Raw genomic sequence first — 26,481 nt, 5'->3', positions numbered from 1 at the left:
TACAGTAATATGGTCATGGTGGCATGACCATATTACTGGGGATCCCTCAGCCCACAGGGAGAGGGCGTAAAAATAAAAAACGGTAACCAGGGTTACCGTTTTGCTTTTATCACCGAAGCTGCTGCTGGCGAATCGTCGCTTTCACCAGGCGCCAGGCGCTCCAGGCACCAAAGCCGCGTCGGGCCCAACGGATCAGCATATTCGGATGACGGATCGTCCAGATTGCCATCACACTGCTGCCGACCAGAGCCCAGGAACGCAGGCTCAGGAAGGTGTTCCAGCCACGGTCAAACCGACGCGTCGCGTCAATCCAGTCGCGGCGGCTGGCAGACAGATCCAGCCGTTGCTGCTGGATCTGACTTAACAGAAAGGCTTTTCGCTTTTCACGTTCGGCTTTATCGCTCACGGCTTGTCATCCTCCAGCAGAGCGCGATCGTTCGCCAGCTCCTGGCGCGTATGGCGCAGGAAAGTGGACTTACGCGCTTTGCGCATCGTCCAGATACCGCCAATCAGTGCTGCAACCAGCAAAACGACGGTGGTGGCAATCATCGCGTTGAGTCGATATTGCGGATCGATGGCCCAGATGATGAGTACCATCAGGCTCATCAGACCAAACGCGGCGAAGAGCATGGTCAGTCCAAGCATCAGCAGCATCTGGAAGAGGTTGGCTTTCTCCTCTTCCAGCTCTACCACTGCCAGCCGGACGCGCGTTTCGGCAATCCCGACCAGCGTCGTTAAGATACGCTGGCCGATGCCGAGGACGTTGTTAGCAGGCCCTTGTGCGTGACGAGGATCTTCCATATCAACGACGCGTCAGCAGTACGCCCAGTACCACACCGATTGCGGCACCAATACCGACACCCGTCCACGGATTATCGCGAACATATTCGTCAGCACGCGCTGCGGCTTCACGGGTCTGTTTTGCCAGCGCATCACCGGTTTCATCCAGGCGATAGCGGCTCTCTTTCAGCGCTTGCTCCGCTTTACTGCGCAGTTTGCTGACCTCTTCTTTTGACTTATCGGCGGAGGAGTTCAGCACCTCTTCAAGGGTGTCAGCCAGGGATTTCAGTTCAGCGCGCAGATGTTCAGACGTCGTATCTTTTGACATGATTTTCTCCTGTTGAGATTTCCGTTAACTCAATAATCGCGAGCTTCCAGCGCTTTCAGGTCGTCCTGCGCTTCTTTCAGCTTTCTCTCGCGCTTGGCAATTTTTTCCGCATCCCCTTTCTCTTTCGCTTCCTGCAGGTCGTGACGACGCTCGGCTATCTCGTCCTTCTGTTCAGCGATTTTTTTCTGGTGATCGGCACGCAGTTGGCTGTCTGAACAGTTCGCTTTCACTTCGCTCAGCGCTTTTTTCAGCCCCTCAACACGATGCTGATTGTTGTGCTTTTCGGCATAACCGATCTCACGCTGAATATCCTGCTCTTTCTCCTGACAGAGAGAAGTGGCGAAGGAGGCAGTGCTTAAAGATAAAAGGGCCAAAGCCAGAGTAATGCGGAATTTCATTATCGAAACCTTCCATTGTGTTGCGGCATACGCCGCTATCCAGACTAAGCGGAGAACATTTGAGGGGTGCTCCGCGTACTTAAGCATAGTAAGTAAACGGGGGATTCACCAAAGTGGGTGAAAAGATTCGGAATCCTGGTAATTATCCAAATCGATGCGACGTATCGCGAATCAGCGACAGCCAGGCCGCTGGACGGCTGTCATCGTCCTGCTGGGCAATGATGTATCCCTGCGGCAGCGTGCGGTCAAGCACCACTTTCGCGGCCGCACTCTGCGCACGAGAGTCAAACTTGATCAGTAACACATCGTTTTGTGGGGTGATACTTTTAAAGCGGATCCCGTTGGCATCCAGATGGTGCCAGACAGAAAACCCATCCGGTACGCTGACACCCTGATTAACCGGGCGAATGGCCAGCGTAGACTCCTGATGCGAAAGCGCGCTCCAGACCAGAAGCATGGCGCTGATAAGCACCAGGGCGATCAGTGCGTACGCACAACGACGCAGGGAGAGCGCTGAGATAACCATGGTTAGCTCCTGGCTCCGTATTTTTTCTTCCACAGGACAACCAGCGAACCGATCAGGCCGAAGACCAGCAGGACGACAGGCAGCAGCATCAGGCATGACATCAGTTGATCTTCATACTTCATGAAGACCGGCGTTTTACCCAGCGCATAGCCCAGCGTGGTAAGGATCAGCACCCACAGCAGGCCGCTCATCCAGTTAAAGAACTGGAAGCGAGTGCTGCTGAGACCTGACAGACCCGCGATGGTCGGCAACAAAGTACGTACAAACGCAATAAAGCGGCCAATCAGCAGTGCGGAAAGGCCGTGCTTATGGAAAAGATGGTGCGCCCGCTGGTGATAATGTGCCGGAAGGTGCGAAAGCCAGTTCTGCACGATCCGCGTATTGCCAAGCCATCGTCCCTGGATGTAGCTCACCCAGCAGCCGAGGCTGGCGGCGACGGTCAGTAAAAAAATGGTTTGCGGAAACGCCATCGCCCCTTTGGCACACAGCACGCCGACCAGCACCAGCAAACTGTCGCCGGGCAAAAAGGCCGCAGGCAGCAGACCGTTCTCAAGGAACAGGATCATAAACAGGACAAAATAGAGCATGCCAATCATGGAAGGGTTGGCCAGCGTTTCGAAATCCTGAGCCCAGAGGGCATTCAGTAGTTGGGTCAAAAGTTCCATTCAGTGTTCCTGGAAATCGGTTAACGTCACGCCTGTTATCCGGGACAAACAGCACGGCGACATTGTTGTGATTTCATTATGGTCGCTCGCGGACACATTGCGGTGTGGCCAACACTGTTCCCTGTTAATTGGCTGGTTAGCAAGCACTAACTTACAAAATAAGGAATTGAATCCAATTGTAACAAAGCCCAACGTTCTGCGTCACAGAATTTGCAGGGTGTGATGATTTTGGCGTAAGCCCTGGAAGTGAGCGAGGGGATTTACAAAGGCTGACACTATATATGTTTTGCTTACCCATAAGCGTGGGAAGGCGCAGCGAAGCGCCTGCCAGCACGGAGGCAAACTATTTTGCCTGACTTGACGCGGTATCGAGGTGAACGACAGGATTATCCGCAAAAAGATAACGGTCGGCGTTAAATTCGAAGTCGTCACTGGTCTCATTGAACAGCATCTGCTTGGTGTTCTCGAGGTGCTGCCACATGGCCAGTTTCGCGGCGTGGGGATCTTTACGAATCAGCGCCTTGAGGATTTGGTCGTGATCGTCACACCAGTTATCCACCGTACGTGAATCGATATGATCGTGCAGTTTTTTCCAGTACGGGTTGTGAACGCGCTGAGTCCACATTTTTTCTACAATTGCGGCCAGCGCGGTATTTTGCGTTGCCAGTGCCACCTGAACGTGGAACTGCAGATCCCACTCCGAATCGCGGAAACATTTTTCCTTGCGGGCGTTCTCCTGGATCTCCATCAGTTTCATGATGTCCTGCTTGGTCACCTGGGTTGCCGCAAATTCCGCAATGTTGCTTTCAATGAGCTGGCGGGCCTGGAGCAGCTCAAACGGACCATAGCTGGCAAATTCCAGGCTTTCGTCCGCAACAGGAGAGTGTTTAGGCTGATTAGAAATCACATGAATGCCGGAACCTTTGCGAACCTCAACGTAACCTTCCACTTCCAGCATGATGATCGCTTCACGCACCACGGTGCGGCTCACGTTTTTTTCATCGGCTATGAAGCGCTCAGCGGGGAGTTTGTCACCGACAAGATAGACCCCTTGCTCGATGCGATCTTTCAGCTCGGCAGCAAGTTGTTGATATAAACGACGTGGTTCGGTGATTTCCATATGCGCTCCAGGCAGGGTACGGCGGATGATTTGTTATACCACTTTTGCATGCCACTCTCCAGATTTTGCCATTAAAAAAGCCGCCCGGAGGCGGCTGGTTTTATAGGTCGGGTAAGCGCAGCGCCACCCGGCACAGCAATGCTAACTCTGCGTCGCCGGTCCCCCGAGGGACTCTTTCGCCAGTTCGTCGGCAGATTTGCTTTTCAGCACCGTCCAGATAACGACTGCCCCCATCAGGTCGAAGATAGCCAGTACCGCAAACAGCGGGCTGAAACCGATGGTATCCGCCAGCGCACCCACCACCAGCGCAAACAGGGTACTTGCGGTCCAGGCGGCCATCCCGGTCAGGCCGTTGGCCGTTGCCACTTCGTTACGGCCGAACACGTCAGACGAGAGGGTAATCAGCGCACCGGATAACGACTGGTGAGCAAAACCACCGATGCACAGCAGGGCGATAGCCACGTACGGGCTGGTGAACAGGCCGATCATCCCCGGGCCAATCATCAGCAGTGCGCCCATGGTCACCACCATCTTACGGGAAACAATCAGGTTCACCCCAAACCAGCGCTGGAACAGTGGCGGCAGGTAACCACCCACGATACAGCCCAGGTCAGCGAACAGCATGGGCATCCAGGCGAACATGGCGATCTCTTTCAGGTTAAAGCCATAGACCTTAAACATGAACAGCGGGATCCAGGCGTTAAAGGTGCCCCAGGCTGGTTCAGCCAGGAAACGTGGCAGCGCGATACCCCAGAATTGACGGGTCCCCAGGATCTGCCAGACGGACATTTTTTTGCCGTTGTTGGTCTGGTGCTGCGCTTCCTGACCGCCAATGATGTACTCGCGTTCTTCTTCAGACAGTTTTTTCTGGTCACGCGGGTGTTTATAGAACACCAGCCACGCCATGGCCCAGGCAAAGCTCAGTACGCCAGAGATAATAAACGCCATCTGCCAGCTGTGCATGACGATGGCCCACACCACCAGAGGAGGGGCAATCATCGCCCCGATGGACGAGCCGACGTTGAAGTAACCGACCGCAATAGAACGCTCTTTTGCCGGGAACCACTCAGAGCTGGCTTTCAGCCCTGCCGGGATCATCGCCGCTTCCGCCGCACCTACCGCGCCGCGTGCCAGCGCCAGGCCACCCCAACTGCCTGCTAGCGCCGTTGCACCGCAGAATACCGCCCAGGCGATGGCGAAGAAGGCATAACCGATTTTGGTACCGAGAATATCCAGCACATAGCCTGCAACAGGCTGCATGATGGTATAAGCCGCGGAGTAGGCGGCAATGATGTAGGAGTATTGCTGCGTGGAGATGTGCAGCTCTTCCATCAACGTGGGCGCGGCGGCTGCCACGGTGTTACGCGTGAGGTAGCCCAGCACGGTGCCGAGAGTCACCAGTGCGATCATATACCAACGTAACCCTTTAATTTTACGCATCTAAAACCTCATCGTTATGTTATTTCCGTGCCAGGGCACGGCAACCTCTCACCGGTTTGGGGGAGGGCTGTGTAACGGGAGGGGCGTAACCGGGAGAACGTCCCGGAACGGCCCGAACCTTGCCATAAATAAGCGTGCATAAGTCGGTTTCCGTACCGTTAAATCCGATGTCTGACACCGGTAATGCATTCCGTCGGCTGCGTGTTTGCGACGGCGAAAAGATAACTTGTCATACAACTTTAAAAGGTGAGTGACATCACAAATGTATGATTCTTTGTAGGGGCATTATCTGGCGCAGGCGAAGCCAGTTCTGACGCGGCCTGCAGAAGGGTTTACCTCATTCGGGGTGATTTTTTTGTCCGGGTTTATTGATCCAACTCACGAAAAAAACCTCAGGCTCTGGAAATTGGTGTGATAACTTTGCAGCATCTGAACATAAGCTTTCTGCCGCTCCCGTTACGAGGAAGACGATAATGACACCGTTTATGACCGACGATTTTCTGTTAGACACTGAATTTGCCCGCCGCCTGTATCACGACTACGCAAAAGACCAGCCCATTTTTGATTACCACTGCCATTTACCGCCGCAGCAGGTTGCCGACAATTACCGTTTTAAAAACCTGTATGACATCTGGCTGAAGGGCGATCACTATAAATGGCGCGCCATGCGCACCAACGGCGTCGCTGAACGCCTGTGTACCGGCGACGCAAGCGACCGCGAGAAATTTGATGCCTGGGCGGCTACCGTGCCGCAGACCATCGGTAACCCGCTCTATCACTGGACGCACCTCGAACTGCGCCGTCCGTTTGGCATTACCGGTAAGCTGCTTTCACCGGCTACGGCGGATGAGATCTGGGAGCAGTGCAACGACTTGCTGGCTCAGGATAACTTCTCCGCGCGCGGCATCATGAAGCAGATGAACGTGAAGATGGTGGGCACCACCGACGACCCGATCGACTCGCTTGAGCATCACGCGGTCATTGCAAAAGACACCGCGTTTGATATCAAAGTGCTGCCAAGCTGGCGTCCGGATAAAGCCTTTAACATCGAACTCGACACCTTTAGCGACTATATGGCGAAGCTGGGCGAGGTTTCTGACACCGACATCCGTCGTTTTGCGGACCTGCAGAGCGCGCTGATCAAACGTCTGGATCACTTTGCGGCACACGGCTGTAAAGTCTCTGACCATGCCCTGGATGTGGTGCTGTTTGCAGAATCTAACGAAGCCGAGCTGGATAGCATTCTGGCGCGCCGTCTCTCCGGTGAAGCCCTGAGCGAGCATGAAGTCGCCCAGTTCAAAACTGCGGTACTGGTCTTCCTTGGCGCTGAATATGCCCGTCGCGGCTGGGTGCAGCAGTACCACATTGGCGCGCTGCGTAATAACAACCAGCGTCAGTTCAAACTGCTGGGCGCGGACGTGGGCTTTGACTCCATTAACGACCGTCCGCTGGCCGAAGCGCTCTCTAAACTGCTGAGCAAACAGAACGAGCAAAACCTGCTGCCCAAAACCATTCTCTACTGCCTGAACCCGCGCGATAACGAAGTGCTGGGCACCATGATCGGCAACTTCCAGGGGGAAGGGATGCCGGGCAAGATGCAGTTCGGCTCCGGCTGGTGGTTCAATGACCAGAAAGATGGCATGGAGCGTCAGATGACGCAACTGGCGCAGTTGGGTCTGTTAAGCCGCTTTGTCGGCATGCTGACCGATAGCCGCAGTTTCCTCTCCTACACCCGCCACGAATACTTCCGCCGCATTCTGTGCCAGATGATTGGCCGCTGGGTGCACGCGGGCGAAGCACCGGCGGATATCCAGCTGCTCGGCGAGATGGTGAGAAACATCTGCTTTAACAATGCGCGTGACTACTTCGCCATTGAACTGAACTAAGCCCGTTTGAGGTTGATATGCACTACATCAAAATCCATTCGCTGGATAACGTCGGCGTCGCGCTGGCAGATCTGACCGAAGGAACAGAGGTCACTTTCGGTAATCAATCGGTCACGTTGCGCCAGGCCATTGGACGTGGACATAAGTTTGCCCTGATCCCCATTATGAAAGGGGAGAACGTGGTGAAGTACGGTTTACCGATTGGCCATGCGCTGGCGGATATTGCGCCGGGTGAATACATTCATTCCCACAATACCCGCACCAATCTGAGCGATCTGGACGAGTACAGCTATCAACCTGATTTCCATGCGCCAGAGGAGCAGGCGGCGGATCGTGAGGTGCAGATCTACCGCCGTGCCAACGGTGAGGTAGGGATCCGCAACGAACTCTGGATCCTCCCGACAGTCGGTTGCGTGAACGGGATCGCGCGTCAAATCCAGACGCGTTTCCTGAAAGAGACTCACGATGCCGAAGGCATTGACGGCGTGCACCTGTTCAGCCACACCTACGGCTGTTCACAGCTGGGTGACGATCACATCAACACCCGTACCATGCTGCAAAACATGGTGCGTCATCCGAACGCGGGGGCGGTGCTGGTGATTGGCCTGGGCTGCGAGAACAACCAGGTGGATGCCTTCCGGGAGACGCTGGGCGAGTTTGACCCTGAGCGCGTGCACTTTATGGTGTGTCAGCATCAGGATGATGAAGTGGAAGTGGGCGTTGAGCAACTGCACCAGCTGTATGAGGCGATGCGCCACGATAAACGTGAGCCGGGCAAGCTGAGCGAGCTTAAGTTTGGGCTGGAGTGTGGTGGCTCGGACGGTCTTTCCGGGATCACCGCGAACCCGATGCTGGGCCGCTTCTCGGACTATGTGATCGCCAACGGGGGAACGACGGTGCTGACGGAAGTGCCGGAGATGTTCGGTGCCGAGCGTATCCTGATGAGTCACTGCCGTGATGAAGCGACGTTTGAGAAAACGGTCACCATGGTGAATGATTTCAAACAGTACTTCATCGCTCACAACCAGCCGATTTATGAGAACCCGTCGCCGGGTAACAAAGCGGGTGGGATCACCACGCTTGAAGAGAAGTCTCTGGGTTGTACCCAGAAAGCGGGCGCCAGCCAGGTTGTGGATGTCCTGCGCTACGGCGAACGCCTGAAAACCCACGGACTGAACCTGCTGAGCGCCCCGGGGAACGATGCGGTTGCCACCAGCGCGCTGGCCGGTGCCGGCTGCCACATGGTGTTGTTCAGCACCGGCCGCGGTACGCCGTATGGCGGGTTTGTCCCGACGGTCAAAATTGCCACCAACAGTGAACTGGCGGCGAAGAAAAAGCACTGGATCGACTTTGATGCCGGTCAGCTCATTCACGGCAAAGCAATGCCTGAATTGCTGACGGAGTTTGTGGACAGTATTGTGGAATTTGCCAACGGCAAGCAGACCTGCAACGAGAAAAACGACTTCCGCGAGCTGGCGATCTTTAAGAGTGGGGTGACGTTGTAAGTTGGGTGCGGGCTGGTGCCCTCACCCTGACCCTCTCCCACGGGAGAGGGGACAAACACTAAAACGGCAACCTCAGGGTTGCCGTTTTGCTGTTAACCTCGCAGAGCGTTCTTCGCTAAACGCGCATCTTCCGCCTGACAGGCCGCAGCGGTGAACAGCACGTCGGTAGAAGAGTTCAGCGCCGTCTCACAGGAATCCTGCAGCACGCCGATAATGAAACCGACTGCGACCACCTGCATGGCAATTTCGTTCGGGATACCAAACATATTGCACGCCAGCGGGATCAACAGCAGAGAGCCGCCCGCCACGCCGGATGCGCCACAGGCACACAGCGAGGCCACCACGCTCAGCAGCAGCGCCGTAGGCAGATCTACCGCGATACCCAGCGTATGCACAGCCGCCAGGGTCAGCACGGTGACGGTGATCGCCGCGCCCGCCATGTTCACGGTAGCACCCAGCGGGATAGACACGGAGTAAGTATCACGATCCAGATTCAGTTTTTCCGCCAGCGCCATGTTAACCGGAATGTTAGCTGCAGAGCTGCGGGTAAAGAAGGCGTACACGCCGCTCTCGCGCAGACAGGTCATTACCAGTGGATACGGATTGCGGCGGATCTGCCAGAACACCAGCAGGGGGTTAACTACCAGCGCCACCAGCAGCATGCAGCCAACCAGGACCATCAGCAGCTGTGCGTAGCCCCACAGCGCGTCAAAACCGGTGGTTGCCAGCGTAGAGGAGACCAGACCAAAAATACCGATTGGGGCGAAGCGAATAACGATTTTCACCATGAAGGTCACGGCGTTCGAGACATCGTTAACCAGGTTTTTCGTGGTCTCATTACCATGACGCAGCGCGAAGCCCAGCCCAATCGCCCAGACCAGGATGCCAATGTAGTTTGCGTTCATCAGCGCCGTGATTGGGTTAGAGACCATGCTCATCAGCAGGCCACGCAGCACTTCCACAATCCCGGATGGCGGCGTGACATCACCGGCCGCGCTGGTCAGGTGCAGCGTAGACGGGAACAGGAAGCTAAATACCACGGCGGTTAAGGCAGCGGAGAAGGTGCCCAGAAGATACAGGAACAGGATCGGCCGAATGTTGGTTTTTTGTCCGTGTTGGTGGTTGGCAATCGACGCCATGACCAGCATCAGAACCAGTACCGGTGCCACGGCTTTCAGTGCGCCAACGAAAAGGGTTCCAAGCAGTCCCGTGGCTTCTGCTGCAGGTTTTGACACCATAGCCAGCAGAATACCCAGTACCAACCCGACCAGAATTTGTTTTACAAGGCTCCCCTGCGCCAGGCGCGCGAACAGACCGCGTGATTGTGTGCTCATACGTTATTCCTGAGTGAAATTGCGTTCCATCCTGGCTGTGCTCTAAGGCACATTTATGTCCGGATGTAAGTATTTGTTTGCCTGGTTGAGTATCAGGGAAAGCGAGGAAAGGCGGAAGAGTAAAATGCTGGATTTTACGTGTTGCGTCATGTTTTTTAACTATTGATTAACGAAAGTGCCGGGTGGCGCTGCGCCACCCGGCAAAACGCACTACGCCTGCTGCTTTTTATCGTGCTGGCGGTTAACCCAGGTATTGATAATCAGCGTTACCAGCAGAATGCCAAACACCACGCCGAGCGAGATGGCAATCGGGATATGGTAGAAATCGACAATCAGCATCTTGATACCGATAAACACCAGGATCACCGACAGACCGTACTTCAGCATTGAGAAGCGCTCAGCCGCGCCTGCCAGCAGGAAGTACATCGCACGCAGACCGAGAATAGCGAACAGGTTAGAGGTCAGCACAATGAACGGGTCGGTAGTGACGGCGAAGATAGCCGGGATACTGTCCACGGCGAAGATCACATCGCTCAGCTCCACCAGAATCAGCACCAGCAGCAGCGGGGTGGCGAACAGCAGGCCATTCTTGCGGACAAAGAAATGCTCGCTCTCGATTTTGTCCGTCATGCGCAGATGACCACGGATCCACTTCACCAGCGGCTTATCACCAATACCGGTTTCGTCTTCTTTCGCCAGCGCCATTTTAACCCCAGTGAACAGCAGGAACGCGCCAAAGACGTACAGCAGCCATTCGAACTGGGTTATCAGCCAGCTACCGGCGAAGATCATGATGGTACGCAGGACGATTGCCCCCAGCACGCCGTAAACCAGCACGCGACGCTGCAGGGCAGCAGGCACGGCAAAGTAGCTGAACAGCATCAGCCAGACGAAGACGTTATCAACCGCCAGCGCTTTTTCAATCAGATAACCGGTGAGGAAGGCGAGCGCCTGAGGATCAGCCACCGCACGGCCTTCGGTCGAGGCCAGATACCACCAGAAGGCGGCGCAGAAAAGGAGTGAGAGGGATACCCACACCAGCGACCAGACGGCGGCTTGCTTGACGCTCATACCGTGCTCGCCGCGACGGCCCTGCAAAAAGAGGTCGATTGCCAGCATGATGAGCACGACAACCGCGAATCCGCCCCACAACATTGGAGTGCCGACAGAATGCATACTATTTTCCTTACACATAAAAAACAAAAACGGCCATGGTCAGAAGACGATAGCCGTTAGCTTTTTATGCATAGACCTCGCCTTCCGGCAAGGTCTCACTTACAACCACGAAGGTTGCCCGGCGACCGGATGCGGTTTTGCACGCATCGTAATGACGATCCACCGGCAAGGAAGTTACTCCCCTTTGCTCGTAACAAAATATGTCAGACCATCAGTTTCGTCAATGGTCCTCAGTCATTCATTACACAGCTTTACGCGATAGCTTCTGTGCTCACGCCGTCAGCCGGGAAAACCACGCCGGTCTGGCGACGGATTTCCGTTTGCAGCTTCGCCGTGGTGCGGCTTATCGCAAGCCCCGGGTGATTCACTTCGTTGTCTTCCACCAGACGGGCGAAGACCTCTGCCTCATAGAGCATAGTGTTAATATGCTGAGGCTGCGTCAGCTCCTGCGCTTTACCGCCGCGCGGCACAAAGCTCAGCTTCTGGCATTCGGAGATCTTCTCGATAACCAGCGATCCGTTTTCACCCTGAATTTCGCTTGGCAGGACGGAGTCACTCACTTTGGAGTGCTGCAGCGTGACGCTGAAATCACCGTAATCCAGCACCACGACACCGTGCGCATCCACGCCGCTCTCCAGCAGGCTGGCAGTGGCCGTTACGCCGTGCGGCTCGCCCCACAGGGCAACCGCAGAGGCCAGGCAATAGAAACCGATGTCCATAATCGAGCCGTTGGAGAAGGCCGGATTAAAGGTGTTCGGGTTCTCGCCGTCCAGATAACGCTGGTAGCGCGACGAGTACTGACAGTAGTTAATAAAGGCTTTGCGCACTTTGCCCACCTTCGGCAAAGACTGCTGTAGCAGCAGGAAGTTCGGCAGGCTGGCGGTTTTGAACGCTTCGAACAGCACCACCTGGTTGTCGCGGGCGCACTGAATGGCGGCTTCCACTTCCTCGATATTCGAGGCCAACGGCTTCTCGCAAATGACATGCTTTTTATGGCTGAGGAAGAGCCGGGTTTGCGGGAAGTGCAGGGCGTTCGGGCTGGCGATATAGACCGCGTCAATGGCGTCGCTTTGCGCCATCTCATCAAGCGAGGTGAACAGATGTTCAACCAGATAATCGTTCGCGAAGGCCTGCGCCTGTTCAAGGCTGCGGGAATAGACGGCGGTGAGCTTAAGTTTGCCGGTTTCGTGGGCGGCGTCGACGAACTGGCGCGTGATCCAGTTCGTACCAATGACTGCGAAACGTATCATAAACGTTTACGTACTCCATAGCGGGGAACCTTTAGCCACTGTAGCACGTGATTGTTGCAAAACCAGTGCGCTACTGCGCATTACTCTTTAACGATAAATGCGTAAGCCACAAACGGGTATCAAACTCCAGCTGATGGTACTGTGGCTCCATATGGCAGCACAGGGAATAGAACGCCTTGTCATGCTCTTTTTCCTTCAGGTGCGCCAGCTCGTGCACCACGATCATCCGCAGAAAGGCTTCCGGTGCGTTGCGAAAGACGGTGGCGACGCGGATCTCGGCTTTTGCTTTTAGCTTACCGCCCTGTACGCGTGAAATGGCCGTATGCAGGCCGAGCGCGTTTTTCAGCACGTGGATCTTGTTGTCGTACATCACTTTATTGATGGGTGGGGCACTCTTCAGATACCGGTTTTTGAGATCCTGCGTATACTGCCAGAGGGCCTTATCGGTCGCGACATCGTGCGTGCCGGGATAACGTTTTTCCAGCACCGCCCCCAGTTTTTGCTCGGCAATTAACGTGCGTACCTGGGAGAGCAAATGCTCCGGGTAGCCCTGGAGATAAGTCAGCTGGTTCATCAAAACCCCAAAATAAGTTGAAAACGGGTATACTCACGCACCCTTTTCAGGGATAACGCCGAAATTTTACCATTCAGGAGGGCCGATGAGCCACTTAGACAACGGTTTCCGTTCACTCAACCTTAAACGTTTCCCGGAGACGGACGACGTTAACCCGCTTCAGGCGTGGGAAGCGGCGGATGAATATCTGCTGCAACAGTTGGATGACACTGAAATTCGCGGCCCGGTTCTGATCCTGAATGATGCCTTCGGAGCGCTGGGCTGCGCCCTGGCGGCGCACACGCCTTACAGCATTGGCGATTCATACTTAAGCGAGCTGGCGACGCGTGAAAACCTGCGTCACAACGATCTCGATGAATCCAGCGTGAAGTTCCTCGACAGCACCGCAGACTACCCGCAGGCGCCGGGCGTGGTGCTGATCAAAGTGCCAAAAACCATGGCGTTGCTGGAGCAGCAACTGCGTGCATTACGGAAAGTCGTCACGCCAGAGACGCGCATCATCGCGGGCGCGAAGGCGCGTGATATTCATACCTCAACGCTGGAGCTGTTCGAGAAAGTGCTGGGCCCGACCACCACGACGCTGGCCTGGAAAAAAGCGCGCCTGATCAACTGTACCTTCAGCGCGCCGGAACTGGCTGACGCGCCAGAGACGCTGAGCTGGAAGATGGAAGGCACCGACTGGACCATCCACAACCATGCGAACGTCTTCTCACGTACCGGCCTTGATATCGGCGCACGTTTCTTTATTGAACATCTGCCGGAAAATCTGGAAGGGGAGATTGTGGATCTCGGCTGCGGTAACGGCGTGATTGGCCTGACGCTGCTGGCAAAGAACCCACAAGCCAGCGTGGTCTTCAGCGACGAATCGCCAATGGCGGTAGCCTCGAGCCGTCTGAACGTGGAAACCAACATGCCAGAGGCGCTGGATCGCTGTGAGTTTATGATCAATAACGCGCTGTCCGGCGTAGAGCCTTTCCGCTTCAACGCCGTGTTCTGCAACCCACCGTTCCACCAGAAGCACGCCCTGACGGATAACGTCGCGTGGGAGATGTTCCACCATGCGCGCCGCTGCCTGAAAATCAACGGCGAGCTGTATATTGTGGCGAACCGTCACCTGGACTACTTCCACAAGCTGAAGAAGATTTTCGGTAACTGCGTCACCATCGCCACCAACAACAAGTTCGTGGTGCTGAAAGCGGTGAAGCTGGGACGTCGTCGCTAAATAACCAGTGCAAGCTGGGTGCCCTGCGCAATGGCCCGCCGCGCATCCAGCTCCATCGCCATGTCGCATCCGCCGATCAAATGCACCGTTTTACCCGCCTCACGCAGCGGATCCGCCAGATCGCGCTTTGGCTCCTGCCCGGCACATAAAATCACATGATCCACGCGCAGCAGCTGTGGCTCACCGCCGATCGTGACGTGCAGGCCGTCGTCGTCGATCTTCTGATAGCTCACCGCCGGGATCATCTTCACGCCGCGCGAAAGCAGGGTGGCGCGGTGGATCCAGCCGGTTGTTTTCCCCAGTCCTTCACCCGGCTTACTTGCTTTGCGCTGCAGCATGACGATCTGCCGTGGGCTTTTCGGCAGCTGTGGCCCTTCCGGACGCAGGCCGCCGGACTGGCTCAGGCTGGTGTCGATGCCCCATTCCACGCAAAATTCGGCAATGTTCTGGCTGGTGGCCTCGCCCGGCTGGCTTAAATACATGGCGGTATCAAAGCCGATCCCACCGCAGCCGATAATGGCCACGTTTTCCCCAACCGGCGCTTTATCGCGCAGCACGTCGAGATAGCTCAGCACCTTAGGATGATCGATACCCTCGATCGCAGGCGTGCGCGGGGCGATCCCGCTTGCCAGGATCACCTCGTCGTAATCCAGCAGATCTGGCGCACTTACCCACTGGTTGAGCCGCAGATCCACACCCGTTAGCTCGATCATCCGGCGGTAGTAGCGCAGCGTTTCATAGAACTCCTCTTTGCCGGGGATCTGTTTGGCAATATTAAACTGCCCGCCAATTTCGCCTGCGGCATCGAACAGCGTCACGCTGTGCCCGCGCGACGCCGCATTTACCGCAAACGCCAGCCCCGCGGGGCCCGCCCCAACAACCGCCAGGCGTTTTGATTTGTCTACCGGGAGCACCGGCATTTTGGTTTCATGGCAGGCGCGGGGGTTAACCAGGCAGGAGGTCACTTTCCCGACGAAGATCTGATCCAGACAGGCCTGATTACAGCCGATGCAGGTGTTGATCTCATCCGCACGCCCGCTTTGCGCTTTGGAAAGCAGTTCTGCATCTGCCAGGAACGGACGCGCCATCGACACCATATCGGCATCGCCGCGTGAGATGACATCATCCGCCACCTGCGGATCGTTAATACGGTTAGTGGTCACCAGCGGAACAGACACTTTGCCTTTCAGCTTGCGCGTAACCCACGTGAATGCCGCGCGCGGTACCGGCGTGGCGATAGTCGGGATACGCGCCTCGTGCCAGCCAATCCCGGTGTTGATGAGGGTGGCACCGGCGGCTTCAATCGCCTGCGCCAGCTGGACGGTCTCGTCAAACGTTCCGCCGCCTTCCACCAGATCCAGCATCGACAGGCGGAAGATGATAATAAAGTCAGCGCCCGCACGTTCGCGCACGGCGCGTACCACTTCGACGGCAAAGCGCATACGTCGCGCATAATCGCCGCCCCATTCGTCGTCACGCTGGTTAGTGCGGGCGGCGAGGAATTCGTTAATCAGATAGCCCTCGGAACCCATCACCTCGACGCCGTCATAGCCCGCTTCACGCGCCAGCGCCGCACATCGGGCGAAGTCGTCAATCAGCGCCAGCACTTCATCGTGGCTGAGGGCATGCGGCTTGAAGCGGTTAATCGGTGCCTGAATGGCCGACGGTGCCACCAGATTGGGCTGATAGCTATAACGCCCGGTATGCAGGATTTGCAGGGCAATTTTACCGCCTTCGCTGTGAACGGCATCGGTCACAATGCGATGGTGCGGCAGTTGTGACGCATCGTTAAGCACCGCTCCGCCTTCCATACCCACGCCTGATGGCGCGGGAGCCACCCCCCCGGTGACGATCAGCGCCACCCCGTGGCGCGCGCGTTCGGCATAAAAGGCCGCCAGACGCTCGGCCCCGTCCGGATGCTCCTCCAGCCCGGTGTGCATTGAGCCCATCAACACGCGGTTTTTGAGCGTTGTGAACCCCAGATCGAGGGGGGCGAATAGCGACGGGTAGCGGCTCATAGTCTCTTCCAGTGTAAAATTATTGTTATGTGGTCGGATGAGTTACTAATTTAGCCAGCACGAAGTAAAAGGGAAAAGGGGAATGCAGTGATTGTGATGGGATTCAAATAATGCCCTCACCCTAACCCTCTCCCACAGGGAGAGGGGACTTAATCTCCCTCTCCCTTAGGGAGAGGGGCGGGGTGAGGGGGAACGCACCAGCCCCGGTGCCTGCCACATCGACGTCGTCAGCCCGCTGTCCACCAGCCCGAGCTGGTCGGCGTACACCGCCTGCCACTTCTGCATCATGCCATCGTACAGCGCCCGGTGCTGCGGGTTCGGGGTAAACTCGCGGCTCCATTTCACCAGCCGCTCGCCGGTGGTGGCCATATCCGCAAACAGTCCGGCCCCGGCTCCGGCGGCAATGGCGCAACCCAGCGCCGTCGCCTCTTTCACTTCCGGTACGTGCACCGGCAAACCGGTGACGTCACTTAAAATCTGGCTCCATAGCGCCCCCTTCGAACCGCCTCCGGCAAACACCAGGCTCTCGAAGTTAACGCCGGAGAAACGTGAGATTTGCGCCAGGTTGCAGGCCGAGACAATCGCCGCGTTCTCTTCCAATGCGCGGAACAGCGTCGCTTTGTTGCACTTTTCCGGGTCGATGGAGAGGTTAATAAACGACGGGGCGGCGTGGTACCACTGCTTAAAATGCATCGCGTCGGAGAAGATGGGCATCACGCCATGCGAACCCGCGGGCACCCGGCTGGCCATCTCTTCGAGCAGGGAATAGGTGTCCATCCCCATACGTTCGGCGATCAGCTTCTCTTCCGCGCAGAAGGCGTCGCGGAACCAGCGCATGGTCAGGCCGGTGAAGAAGCTGATCGACTCCGCCTGCGCCATACCGGGGATAACGTGTGGGTTCACGCGAATATTCATCTCAGGATCGGTGCGCACCTGCGGCAGATTGACCACCTGCTGCCAGAAGGTACCACCCAGCACCGCCGTTTGCCCGGCGCGGACCACGCCCAGCCCCAGACAGCCCAGCTGCACGTCGCCTCCGCCCATCACCACAGGGGTGCCTTCACGCAGGCCGCTCTGCTGCGCGGCCTCTTTAGTGATAGCGCCCAGCACGGTGCCGGTCTCTTTCACCGGAGATAGGATATCGGCGCGCAGCCCGGCCATATCCAGCAGTGCTGGCCGCCAGTCGCGGGAGAAGAGATCCAGCATCCCCGTAGTGCCCGCATTTGATGGATCGACCGCCAGCTCGCCGGAGAGCTTCGCCGCCAGCCAGTCGCTGATCATGGTAATAGTGGCAGCCTTGCGATAGATATCCGGGCGATGGTGCGCCAGCCACAGCAGACGCGGCATGGCGCTCAGGGCCAGGGTCTGGCCGGAAACGTCGTACACTTCGGATTCAAACTGGTTGTCGTGGATCTCTTTGAGTTCGGCCACCTCGCGGCTGGCGCGGGCGTCGACGTTGGCGCAGGCCCAGATGGCCTCACCGTTGCGGTCATACAGAACAATCCCTTCGCGCATGGAGCAGCAGGCGACGGACTGGATATCCGCCGCGCTCAGGTGCGCGCGATCCAGCGCCTGGTGGATGCACTGGCAGGTGAGCCGCCAGTTGGTATTGAGGTCGAACTCCATCGAGCCCGGCACATTTTCCACGCTCAGGTGCTGCCACTCGGCCTGACCCACGGCAACCTGGTTGCCCAGCAGATCGAAAATAACGGCACGCACGCTGCCTGTCCCTGCATCTAACGCTAAAAGGTAACTCATGAGTTTGCCTCGTTGTTAGCGCAGGGCTTACCCCGTTACGTCAGGGCCAGCACCGCGCGGGCTGTTGTCTCTTCCGTCACCAGGCCATTGATACGGCGACCTTTCAGTGCGGCGTAAATCGCATCGGCTTTCTCAACACCGCCAGCCACGCCGACGATGGTAGGCAACTGCGCCAGTTCATCAAGCGTGACGCCCAGCAGTTCTTTATGGATCTCCAGCTCCTCAACGCACTCTCCTTCGGCAGTGAGGAAATAACCGAGAATGTCGCCGACCGCCCCTTTACGGGCATACATCAGCTGTTCACCTTCGCTGATGTAGCCTGAGCGCAATATCGTTGCATCACGACGCTGGTTCACGGACCCAATCCCGACCACCGCCACGTCGGCGGCCGTTGCGGCGAGGATCACGTCCCGCACGCTGGTTTCACGTTTTAAGATCCCGGCCACCTCGGCGGAGGAGACGCGAAGCGGGGCGGGGATCATGCTGACGCTGCATGCCGCGTCCAGCTGGCCGATACCGGTCATATAGGGCCCCACGCCGCCGGAGAGCGTCACCAGGCGGATCTGCTGCGAGCTGATAAAGCCGCTTAAATGTTGCAGGCTGCTCATGGTGGTTTCACCAAATCCCACCGCTAACAGCTGGCCGGGTTCCAGCACGCCCATTAACGACTGCGCGGCACCAATGCCTAACCGCACGTTCATTGGCGGGGTATTCAGTGCTGGCAGTACGCGCACCAGCTTTAGCCCAAAGCGCTGCTGCAGTTCGGTTTCCAGTGCCAGACAGCCCTCATAGCGGGAGTTGATCTGCACGCGGATCACCCCTGACTGGCGACCTTTCTCCAGCAGGCGAGAGATCTTCAGGCGCGGCAGGCCGAGCCGTTCGCCAATGTCGTTTTGCGTCAATCCGTCGTGGTAGTAACACCAGGCCACGCGGGCAACCAGCTCCTCTTCCGCCAGTGCCAGCCCGGCAAACCGACCTTCTTCCGCAGTGCGTTTATCGCTCATAATTGAACTCTTATAAAAATTTAGATCATATGTTCGTGACGGCGCAGGTCGAAAGTGTGAGCCACGCGGCAAAACGGATCATTTAGATAGTTTCTTTCTCAGATGGATCTTAATCGATAAAACTGTGATCCCTGCACGGTTGTAAATATAGTTCACCGTCTACGCTTTTGAACATTATTAAATCTAAAAATCATTTGTTCAATAGCGGAGCGATGATGACCCCACTTATCGAAGCACGAGCCATCTGCAAGCAGTTTTCCGGGGTGCCGGTTTTGAAAGGCATTGATTTCACGCTGCTTGCGGGCCAGGTGCATGCGCTGATGGGCGGGAACGGCGCGGGTAAATCGACGCTGATGAAGATCATCGCCGGGGTGGAGACGCCGGACAGCGGTGAACTTTCCGTAGCAGGTCATTCATATGCGCGGCTCACGCCCGTGCAGGCCCATAAGTTAGGTATCTATCTGGTGCCCCAGGAACCGCTCCTGTTCCCCAATCTGACGGTGCGGGAAAACATCCTTTTCCGCCTGCCGCGTGAACGGGAAAGAGAGAATCGGCTGACGGAGAAGCTGCAGCAGCTGCAGTGCCAGCTAAATCTCGATGCCACCGCCAGCACGCTGGAAGTGGCGGATCAGCAGATGGTGGAGATCCTGCGCGGTCTGATGCGTAACGCAACGATCCTGATCCTCGATGAGCCCACTGCCTCCCTTACGCCGGGTGAAACCGAACGTCTGTTTCGCCAGATCCGCGCCCTGCAGGATCTGGGCGTCGGTATCGTCTTTATCTCGCATAAATTGCCGGAGATCCGCCAGCTGGCAAGCCACGTCTCGGTGATGCGCGACGGTGCCGTAGTGCTCAGCGGGGAAACCGCGCAGTTCGACGATAACGCGCTGATTGCCGCCATGACGCCGGTGAGCCGGGAGAAAGGCTTAAGCGATGCGCAAAAACTGTGGCTGGCGCTGCCGGGAAACCGTCGCACCCAGCCGCAGGATTTTCCGGTATTGCGCGTGGACGATCTTACCGGGGAGGGGTTTATCGATCTCTCGCTTGAGATCTACGCAGGCGAGATCGTCGGTCTGGCCGGGCTGGTCGGATCCGGGCGCACCGAATTTGCCGAGACGCTCTACGGCCTGCGTCCGGTGCGTGGCGGACGGGTCTGGCTGGAGAATCAGGAGATCACTCACGAGAGCGTGGGCGCCCGGCTGGACAAAGGCCTGGTTTATCTGCCGGAAGACAGGCAGGTGTCCGGCCTGTTCCTGGATGCACCCATCCGCTGGAACACCGTGGCGCTGAACGAGCCGTCTCTCTGGCAGCAGCGCAAGCGGGAGTCCGCGGTGGTGGAGCGTTACCACCGCGCGCTGGGGATCAAACTCAACCATGCGGATCAAACCGTGCGCACCCTCTCCGGCGGGAATCAGCAGAAAGTGCTGCTGGCCCGCTGTCTGGAAGCCAACCCGTTACTGCTGATCGTCGATGAACCGACGCGCGGCGTGGACGTGTCGGCACGTGCCGATATCTACCAGCTCATCAAAAGCGTGGCCGCGCAGAACGTGGCAGTGCTGATGATCTCAAGCGATCTCGATGAGTTTCCTGGCCTTGCCGATCGCGTGCTGGTCATGCACCAGGGCGTGCTCAGCGGCGAGTTGCCGCGCCATGCCGTCAGCCTCGATCGGATGATGGCGCTGGCGTTCGGAGGACAATCATGAAGACGTTACTGAAAAACCGCGAGCTGAGCGCGTTTCTCGCCATTCTGGCGCTGTTTGCCGTGCTGGTGGCGCTTAATCCGGCGTACCTGAGCCTTCAGACGCTGGGGATGATCTTCGCCAGCGCGCAAATCCTGATCCTGCTGGCGCTTGGCGCCGCGCTGGTGATGCTGACCCGCAATATTGACGTCTCCGTGGGCTCCACCGTGGGACTCTCCGCCATCGCCGTCGGCGTGGCGCTGAACAATGGCTACAGCCTGCCGGTATCGATGCTGTTCGCGCTGTCTGTCGGCGCGCTGGCAGGGGCGTTCAACGGGTTGCTGGTGGTGGCGCTGCGCATCCCGGCGATTGTCGCCACCCTCGGCACGCTGGGGCTGTATCGCGGGGCGATGCTGCTCTGGACCGGTGGAAAGTGGATTGAAGGGTTACCGCCGGGGCTGAAATCCCTTTCTGAACCTGTAGCCGTGGGCATTTCGCCGCTCGGCATGGTGGTGCTGTTTTTGGCCGCCATCGGCGCGTGGACGCTCTCGCGTACCGCGTTTGGACGCGATTTCTATGCCGTGGGCGATAACCTTGCCGCCGCGCGCCAGCTGGGCGTGGCGGTTAACCGCACGCGGATGATCGCCTTTACTCTCAACGGCATGCTGGCGGCCTGCGCCGGGATTGTCTTTGCCGCGCAGATTGGCTTTGTGCCAAACCAGACCGGGAGCGGGCTGGAGATGAAAGCCATCGCCGCCTGCGTGCTCGGCGGCATTTCGCTGCTGGGCGGGACGGGCACGCTGATTGGCGCACTGCTTGGGGCCTTTTTCCTGACGCAAATCGACACCGTACTGGTGCTGTTTAAGCTCCCTGCGTGGTGGAATGACTTTATCGCCGGGCTGGTGCTGCTGGGCGTGCTGGTGCTCGACGGGCGTCTGCGTCAGGCGCTGGCGCGTCATCAGCGGGCACTGAAATACGGTCGCTTCCAGCCGGGTAACAGAGGGGGAAAGCACGTCACCCCATTTCCCAAACGCAAAAAAGAGGTGGCGTAAATGAAGCTTAACTGGGAAAGCGCGCTGCTGATCTTACTGGTGCTGGAGATCCTGCTCTTTGGCGCCATCAACCCGCGGATGCTCGACATCAACATGCTGCTGTTCAGCACCAGCGATTTTATCTGCATCGGCATTGTGGCGCTGCCGCTGACGCTGGTGATTATCAGCGGCGGGATCGATATCTCCCTCGGTTCAACCATTGGCCTGTGCGCCATTGCGCTGGGGGTGATGATGCAATCGGGCTGGCCGATGGCGGTCGCCATTCCTCTGACGCTGCTGCTGGGCCTGCTGTGCGGGCTGGTGAATGCGGCGCTGATCCACTACACGGGTATCAGCCCTTTAGTTATCACTCTCGGCACGCTCTACCTCTACGGCGGCGGGGCGCTGCTGCTCTCCGGCATGGCGGGCGCGACGGGCTATGAGGGCATCGGCGGCTTCCCGGACAGCTTTACCGCGTTCGCTAACCTGACCGTGTCAGGTCTGCCCATTCCGCTGGTGCTGTTTGCGCTCATTACGCTCTTCTTCTGGCTGATTACCCACCGCGGACGCTTTGGGCGGCATCTGTTCTTAATCGGCCAGAACCCGCGCGCCGCGCGCTATGCGGCGCTGTCGGTTAACGGCATGCCCTACGCGCTGTATGGCCTGGTGGGCGTCGCCTCGGCCATTGCCGCCCTGGTGATGGTCTCCTATTTCGGTTCCGCGCGCTCGGATCTGGGGCGCGATCTGCTGATGCCTGCCCTCACCGCTGCCGTACTCGGCGGGGCGAATATTTATGGCGGGTCAGGTTCGGTTATCGGTACGGCACTGGCAGCGCTGCTGGTGGGGTACCTGCAGCAGGGGTTACAGATGATCGGCATCCCCAACCAGGTGTCGAGCGCGCTGTCAGGGGCGCTGTTGGTTGTGGTGGTGATGGGACGTTCGCTGAGTCTGCACCGTGAATGGGTGCGTTCTCTCTTTAGAAAACTATCCGGAGCGTAAGATGAAAACAAAACTGATAGTCCTGGCAATGGCCCTCAGCTTCGCCTCGGCGCAGGCGGCGGACCGCATCGCCTTTATCCCGAAGCTGGTGGGGGTGGGCTTCTTCACCAGCGGCGGCAACGGCGCAAAAGAGGCGGGGAAAGACCTCGGCGTGGACGTCACCTACGACGGCCCAACCGAGCCGAGCGTCTCCGGCCAGGTGCAGCTCATCAATAATTTCGTCAACCAGGGCTATAACGCCATTATCGTCTCCGCCGTGTCGCCGGATGGCCTCTGCCCGGCGCTGAAGCGCGCCATGCAGCGCGGCGTCAAAGTGCTGACCTGGGATTCCGACACCAAACCGGAGTGCCGCAGCATTTATATCAACCAGGGTACCCCGGAGCAGCTCGGTGGCCTGCTGGTGGAGATGGCCGGGAAGCAGGTGACAAAACCGAATGCCAAAGTGGCGTTCTTCTACTCTAGCCCGACCGTCACCGACCAGAACCAGTGGGTGAAAGAGGCGAAGGCCAAAATCGAAAAAGATCATCCCCAGTGGCAGATTGTGACCACCCAGTTTGGCTATAACGACGCCACCAAATCCCTGCAAACCGCCGAAGGGATCTTAAAAGCGTACCCGGATCTGGATGCGATCATCGCCCCGGATGCCAACGCTCTGCCTGCCGCGGCGCAGGCGGCGGAAAACCTGAAGCGGGAAGGGGTGGCGATTGTCGGATTCAGTACGCCTAACGTCATGCGTCCGTACGTCGAGCGCGGCACGGTTAAAGCCTTCGGTCTGTGGGATGTGGTGCAGCAGGGCAAAATTGCGGTCAATGTCGCCGATCGTTTGTTGAAAAAAGGCGATCTTAACGTCGGCGACAGCGTGGAGGTAAAAGATATCGGTACGCTGAAGGTCGAGCCGAACAGCGTCCAGGGCTACCAGTATGAAGCAAAAGGCAACGGCATCGTGCTGCTGCCAGAGCGCGTGGTGTTCACCAAAGAGAACATCAACAAATACGATTTCTGACGGGGGAGCAAATGGCTGATTTAGACGACATCAAAGACGGTAAGGATTTTGGCATCGGTACACCGCAGCAAAATGTACCGTTTACCCTGAAGGGCTGTGGCTCGCTGGACTGGGGCATGCAGTCCCGGCTTTCGCGCATCTTCAACCCAAAAAGCAACCGCACGGTGATGCTGGCCTTTGACCACGGTTACTTCCAGGGGCCGACCACCGGTCTTGAGCGTATCGATCTCTCTATCGCGCCGCTGTTCGCCGAAACCGACGTGTTGATGTGTACCCGTGGTATTTTGCGCAGCACCGTACCGGCCGCCACCAATAAACCGGTGGTCCTGCGCGCCTCCGGCGGTAACTCAATTCTGGGCGAACTGTCGAACGAGTGCGTGGCAGTGGCAATGGAAGACGCGCTGCGCCTGAACGTCTGTGCGGTGGCGGCGCAGGTGTACATTGGCAGTGAATTCGAGCATCAGTCAATCAACAACATCATCAAGCTGGTGGATGCGGGGGCACGCTACGGGATGCCCGTGCTGGCGGTGACGGGCGTCGGCAAGGAGATGGCGCGCGATGCGCGTTACTTCTCGCTCGCCAGCCGTATTGCCGCCGAAATGGGGGCGCAGTTTGTCAAAACCTACTATGTGGATGAAGGATTCGAAAAAGTGACCGCCAGCTGCCCGGTGCCGATCGTCATCGCCGGGGGGAAAAAACTGCCGGAGCACGAGGCACTGGAGATGTGCTGGCGCGCGATTGACCAGGGAGCCTCCGGCGTGGACATGGGGCGCAACATCTTTCAGTCCAGCGCTCCGCTCGCCATGCTGAAGGCGGTGAAGAAAGTGGTTCACGAGAACTTGAGCGCCCGGGAGGCGTTCCAGTTCTGGCAGGAAGAGAAACAGGGAGAAGCAGAATGAACGTGACGTTAGTGGAGATCAACATCAAACCCGAGCGGGTGGACGAGTTTCTGGAGGTGTTTCGCGCCAACCACGAGGGCGCGATTCAGGAGCCGGGAAACCTGCGTTTTGACGTGTTGCAGGATCCCCGGGTGAAAACCCGGTTCTTTATCTACGAGGCCTATAAAGACGAAGAGGCGGTGCTGGCGCATAAAAAAACGCCCCACTACCTGGCCTGCGTGGATAAGCTCGAGGAGCTGATGTCGGAGCCGCGCAAAAAACGCAGTTTTGTGGGGCTGCTGCCGGAGTGACAAATTAACCGGCAGCCAGCGATTCAATGGGGATAGTGGTGAAAGAGGCGAAGAATAACGGATGTTATACTCTGGCGCCGGTTGTCTTTTATTTCATCTATCCCCAACGATGAGCTGACGTTAAAAAACGCCTCTTCCATTATCTTATGACGCCAGCAATCCTTTCAATCAGATAGGGGTAGAACGGATTCGAGGTGATACGCATTAAGGAGTCCATATCTGCCAGCAATACCGCACGCTCCCCTCTGACGCGTAAAACACCCAGACTCAGACCATAGTGATTCGGTTCATAGGGTTCACTTCCATATAAAGAGTCATGGACAGGAAACGGGAGGGCGACATGAGATAGAGAAAAAACATCTCTCGGATAGCGCACATTAAGGGGCTGCACGTCTGCTGTTGTTGAGTGTGCTAAGTGCGTCGAAGCGACCATGTTCATACTCTCTGAAGAGGCATTTTTGACGATAGTCGTCGTGTAAGTACGCTGTGGTGTTGCCAGTAAGTGTGATAGCGCGCGATCCGAAGAGTGGCGAAACAGTGCACGAAAATTGACCGCACGATTAATATCAAACAACACCAGTTCGCTACCGTTATCCGGTAGATTTTGATGGAGCACGTCCAGCACTGCCCGGGTACTGACTGTGGAATCAAGAACGGACTGAAACGTAAGCACATGAGGAAGGTCTTTCCAGCCAGCCGATGACTTGCGCCGCGTAAGATCCCGTTTCAATGTCTCAGTCAGAAGATAAGCCTGCCGCGCACCATTCACGGGAAAAGAGTTATATTTAAAAGGATTAAATTCTGGTACCAGACCTAACCAGGCCGCACGAGAAAAGGCCGGGAGAAAGGCTGTCCATTCGGCCATTCCCGAAAACCGAGCAAAGCGGCTTATGCCTATCATGGGAGAAATCAGGACAATTTGTTGTGGCTTCTTCAGGCTCTCATCATCAAGGGCATCGATGGCATATTTCATGGCCAGCGCCCCACCATTGGAAAAGCCAACAATATGCAGCGGCGCATCCGCATGGGTCATTTTTGTTGCCTCGCGCACCGCAAGACGCGTTGCTGCCAGCCAGTCCTGCCATTTTACATCCGTTAATGCCCCGGGTACGGTACCATGGGCAGGTAGACGGATCCCGATGGCGACAAACCCTTCTTTTTGATAGAGCCGGGCAATATGCTGCAGGCTGTAAGGGGAGTCCGTAAGTCCGTGCAGTAACACGACAGCCCCTCTCGGTTCCGCCTGTGGGCGCATGATGTAGGATCGATTCCAGTCTGTGGGAAGGGTGTCCGGAAATACCGGGCTTGACGGGTTATAACGATTTAAACTCGTTGTATCCTGATCGGTTTGCTTCATAACGACATTGTTATGCACCTCCATGAAGAGGGCGTTTTCAGCATTGATATAGTCATCCCAGTCGGCCCGATCGATCTCGTGTTCGCGTAATTCATTAGGGACAAAAGTATGCCAGGGCTGGAGTTCGCCGCTACGCTGTACCCAATAAAACAAGCCTGTCATTGCACAAAGCGTGAAGCCCAAAAGGGGCTTTGTTGAATAAATCAGATTTCGGGTAAGTCTCCCCCGTAGCGGGTTGT

Annotated in this window: 25 protein-coding genes; 9 read left to right on the top strand and 16 right to left on the bottom strand. The window is 57.1% G+C overall.

Annotated elements, in window-relative coordinates:
• Positions 1–109: 109 nt before the first annotated feature.
• The 8 genes from HX884_RS17620 to HX884_RS17585 all read right to left on the bottom strand — a co-directional run bounded on the left by HX884_RS17620 (position 110) and on the right by HX884_RS17585 (position 5,257).
• Positions 110–406, bottom strand: coding sequence for a YqjK-like family protein (locus tag HX884_RS17620; RefSeq protein ID WP_013098868.1), 297 nt, complete (start codon positions 404–406; stop codon positions 110–112).
• Positions 403–801 (bottom strand): phage holin family protein, encoded by a 399-nt coding sequence (locus HX884_RS17615; protein ID WP_013098867.1) that lies wholly within the window; start codon positions 799–801, stop codon positions 403–405. Before HX884_RS17615 ends, HX884_RS17620 begins: the two co-directional genes overlap by 4 nt.
• A gap of 1 nt (position 802) precedes the next feature.
• The gene (locus HX884_RS17610) at positions 803–1,108 is read right to left on the bottom strand and encodes a YqjD family protein (protein ID WP_178328542.1); all 306 of its coding nucleotides are present in this window, start codon (positions 1,106–1,108) and stop codon (positions 803–805) included.
• Between the two features lie 29 nt (positions 1,109–1,137).
• Positions 1,138–1,506: a DUF1090 domain-containing protein gene (locus HX884_RS17605; RefSeq protein WP_020689388.1), complete on the bottom strand. Its 369-nt coding sequence runs from the start codon at positions 1,504–1,506 to the stop codon at positions 1,138–1,140.
• 142 nt (positions 1,507–1,648) lie between these two features.
• Positions 1,649–2,032 carry an EnvZ/OmpR regulon moderator MzrA gene (mzrA, locus tag HX884_RS17600; RefSeq protein ID WP_020689389.1) on the bottom strand — a complete coding sequence of 128 codons (384 nt, stop codon included), beginning with the start codon at positions 2,030–2,032 and terminating at the stop codon, positions 1,649–1,651.
• A 2-nt stretch (positions 2,033–2,034) separates the two neighbouring features.
• Entirely contained in the window at positions 2,035–2,697 is a 663-nt protein-coding gene (yqjA, locus tag HX884_RS17595; RefSeq protein ID WP_013098863.1) for a DedA family general envelope maintenance protein YqjA, read from the bottom strand.
• A gap of 343 nt (positions 2,698–3,040) precedes the next feature.
• On the bottom strand, positions 3,041–3,817 hold the full coding sequence (exuR, locus tag HX884_RS17590) for a transcriptional regulator ExuR (RefSeq protein ID WP_013098862.1): 777 nt from the start codon (positions 3,815–3,817) through the stop codon (positions 3,041–3,043).
• A 141-nt stretch (positions 3,818–3,958) separates the two neighbouring features.
• The gene (locus tag HX884_RS17585; RefSeq protein ID WP_013098861.1) at positions 3,959–5,257 is read right to left on the bottom strand and encodes an MFS transporter; all 1,299 of its coding nucleotides are present in this window, start codon (positions 5,255–5,257) and stop codon (positions 3,959–3,961) included.
• Positions 5,258–5,730: 473 nt separating this feature from the next.
• On the opposite strand from HX884_RS17585, the gene uxaC reads away from it, so the two are divergent.
• Positions 5,731–7,143, top strand: coding sequence for a glucuronate isomerase (gene uxaC, locus HX884_RS17580; RefSeq protein WP_038420676.1), 1,413 nt, complete (start codon positions 5,731–5,733; stop codon positions 7,141–7,143).
• 17 nt (positions 7,144–7,160) lie between these two features.
• Positions 7,161–8,648, top strand: coding sequence for a UxaA family hydrolase (locus HX884_RS17575; RefSeq protein WP_178328541.1), 1,488 nt, complete (start codon positions 7,161–7,163; stop codon positions 8,646–8,648).
• A 92-nt stretch (positions 8,649–8,740) separates the two neighbouring features.
• Here HX884_RS17575 and sstT read toward each other — a convergent pair whose 3' ends face one another.
• From sstT to HX884_RS17555, 4 genes are all read right to left on the bottom strand, one after another.
• Complete coding sequence (gene sstT / locus HX884_RS17570) at positions 8,741–9,982, bottom strand: serine/threonine transporter SstT (protein WP_038985779.1); 1,242 nt, start codon at positions 9,980–9,982, stop codon at positions 8,741–8,743.
• Between the two features lie 210 nt (positions 9,983–10,192).
• Entirely contained in the window at positions 10,193–11,158 is a 966-nt protein-coding gene (locus HX884_RS17565) for a TerC family protein (protein ID WP_013098857.1), read from the bottom strand.
• 251 nt (positions 11,159–11,409) lie between these two features.
• Positions 11,410–12,408: a Gfo/Idh/MocA family protein gene (locus tag HX884_RS17560; protein ID WP_013098856.1), complete on the bottom strand. Its 999-nt coding sequence runs from the start codon at positions 12,406–12,408 to the stop codon at positions 11,410–11,412.
• Positions 12,409–12,478: 70 nt separating this feature from the next.
• Positions 12,479–12,982 carry a YgjP-like metallopeptidase domain-containing protein gene (locus HX884_RS17555; RefSeq protein ID WP_013098855.1) on the bottom strand — a complete coding sequence of 168 codons (504 nt, stop codon included), beginning with the start codon at positions 12,980–12,982 and terminating at the stop codon, positions 12,479–12,481.
• Positions 12,983–13,067: 85 nt separating this feature from the next.
• Here HX884_RS17555 and rlmG point away from each other — a divergent pair, with 85 nt between their 5' ends.
• Complete coding sequence (rlmG, locus tag HX884_RS17550; protein WP_013098854.1) at positions 13,068–14,204, top strand: 23S rRNA (guanine(1835)-N(2))-methyltransferase RlmG; 1,137 nt, start codon at positions 13,068–13,070, stop codon at positions 14,202–14,204.
• On the opposite strand, the gene HX884_RS17545 is transcribed toward rlmG, so the two are convergent.
• The 3 genes from HX884_RS17545 to lsrR all read right to left on the bottom strand — a co-directional run bounded on the left by HX884_RS17545 (position 14,201) and on the right by lsrR (position 18,984).
• Entirely contained in the window at positions 14,201–16,222 is a 2,022-nt protein-coding gene (locus HX884_RS17545) for an NADPH-dependent 2,4-dienoyl-CoA reductase (protein WP_178328540.1), read from the bottom strand. The two genes, rlmG and HX884_RS17545, sit on opposite strands and share 4 nt — an antisense overlap.
• Positions 16,223–16,387: 165 nt before the next feature.
• A complete protein-coding gene (gene lsrK, locus HX884_RS17540) occupies positions 16,388–17,980 on the bottom strand; it encodes an autoinducer-2 kinase (protein ID WP_178328539.1) in 1,593 nt (530 codons plus the stop codon).
• A gap of 35 nt (positions 17,981–18,015) precedes the next feature.
• The gene (lsrR, locus tag HX884_RS17535; protein WP_013098851.1) at positions 18,016–18,984 is read right to left on the bottom strand and encodes a transcriptional regulator LsrR; all 969 of its coding nucleotides are present in this window, start codon (positions 18,982–18,984) and stop codon (positions 18,016–18,018) included.
• 215 nt (positions 18,985–19,199) lie between these two features.
• On the opposite strand from lsrR, the gene lsrA reads away from it, so the two are divergent.
• The 6 genes from lsrA to lsrG are packed head-to-tail and all read left to right on the top strand — an operon-like array spanning position 19,200 to position 24,885.
• Positions 19,200–20,687 carry an autoinducer 2 ABC transporter ATP-binding protein LsrA gene (gene lsrA, locus HX884_RS17530; protein ID WP_013098850.1) on the top strand — a complete coding sequence of 496 codons (1,488 nt, stop codon included), beginning with the start codon at positions 19,200–19,202 and terminating at the stop codon, positions 20,685–20,687.
• The gene (gene lsrC, locus HX884_RS17525; protein WP_062857480.1) at positions 20,684–21,715 is read left to right on the top strand and encodes an autoinducer 2 ABC transporter permease LsrC; all 1,032 of its coding nucleotides are present in this window, start codon (positions 20,684–20,686) and stop codon (positions 21,713–21,715) included. The genes lsrA and lsrC overlap by 4 nt, the downstream gene beginning before the upstream one ends.
• On the top strand, positions 21,716–22,693 hold the full coding sequence (lsrD, locus tag HX884_RS17520) for an autoinducer 2 ABC transporter permease LsrD (RefSeq protein ID WP_013098848.1): 978 nt from the start codon (positions 21,716–21,718) through the stop codon (positions 22,691–22,693).
• Between the two features lies 1 nt (position 22,694).
• Positions 22,695–23,696: an autoinducer 2 ABC transporter substrate-binding protein LsrB gene (lsrB, locus tag HX884_RS17515; protein WP_020689399.1), complete on the top strand. Its 1,002-nt coding sequence runs from the start codon at positions 22,695–22,697 to the stop codon at positions 23,694–23,696.
• Positions 23,697–23,707: 11 nt separating this feature from the next.
• Positions 23,708–24,595, top strand: a complete 888-nt coding sequence (gene lsrF, locus HX884_RS17510) for a 3-hydroxy-5-phosphonooxypentane-2,4-dione thiolase (protein WP_045902632.1) — start codon at positions 23,708–23,710, stop codon at positions 24,593–24,595.
• Complete coding sequence (lsrG, locus tag HX884_RS17505; RefSeq protein ID WP_013098845.1) at positions 24,592–24,885, top strand: (4S)-4-hydroxy-5-phosphonooxypentane-2,3-dione isomerase; 294 nt, start codon at positions 24,592–24,594, stop codon at positions 24,883–24,885. Before lsrF ends, lsrG begins: the two co-directional genes overlap by 4 nt.
• Positions 24,886–25,024: 139 nt before the next feature.
• On the opposite strand, the gene HX884_RS17500 is transcribed toward lsrG, so the two are convergent.
• Positions 25,025–26,404 carry a carboxylesterase gene (locus tag HX884_RS17500; RefSeq protein ID WP_249166327.1) on the bottom strand — a complete coding sequence of 460 codons (1,380 nt, stop codon included), beginning with the start codon at positions 26,402–26,404 and terminating at the stop codon, positions 25,025–25,027.
• Positions 26,405–26,481 lie beyond the last annotated feature (77 nt).

Source organism: Enterobacter sp. SECR19-1250 (assembly GCF_013391025.1).
Taxonomy (GTDB): Bacteria; Pseudomonadota; Gammaproteobacteria; order Enterobacterales; family Enterobacteriaceae; genus Enterobacter; species Enterobacter cloacae.
This window is presented reverse-complemented; position numbering and strand designations above follow the sequence as displayed.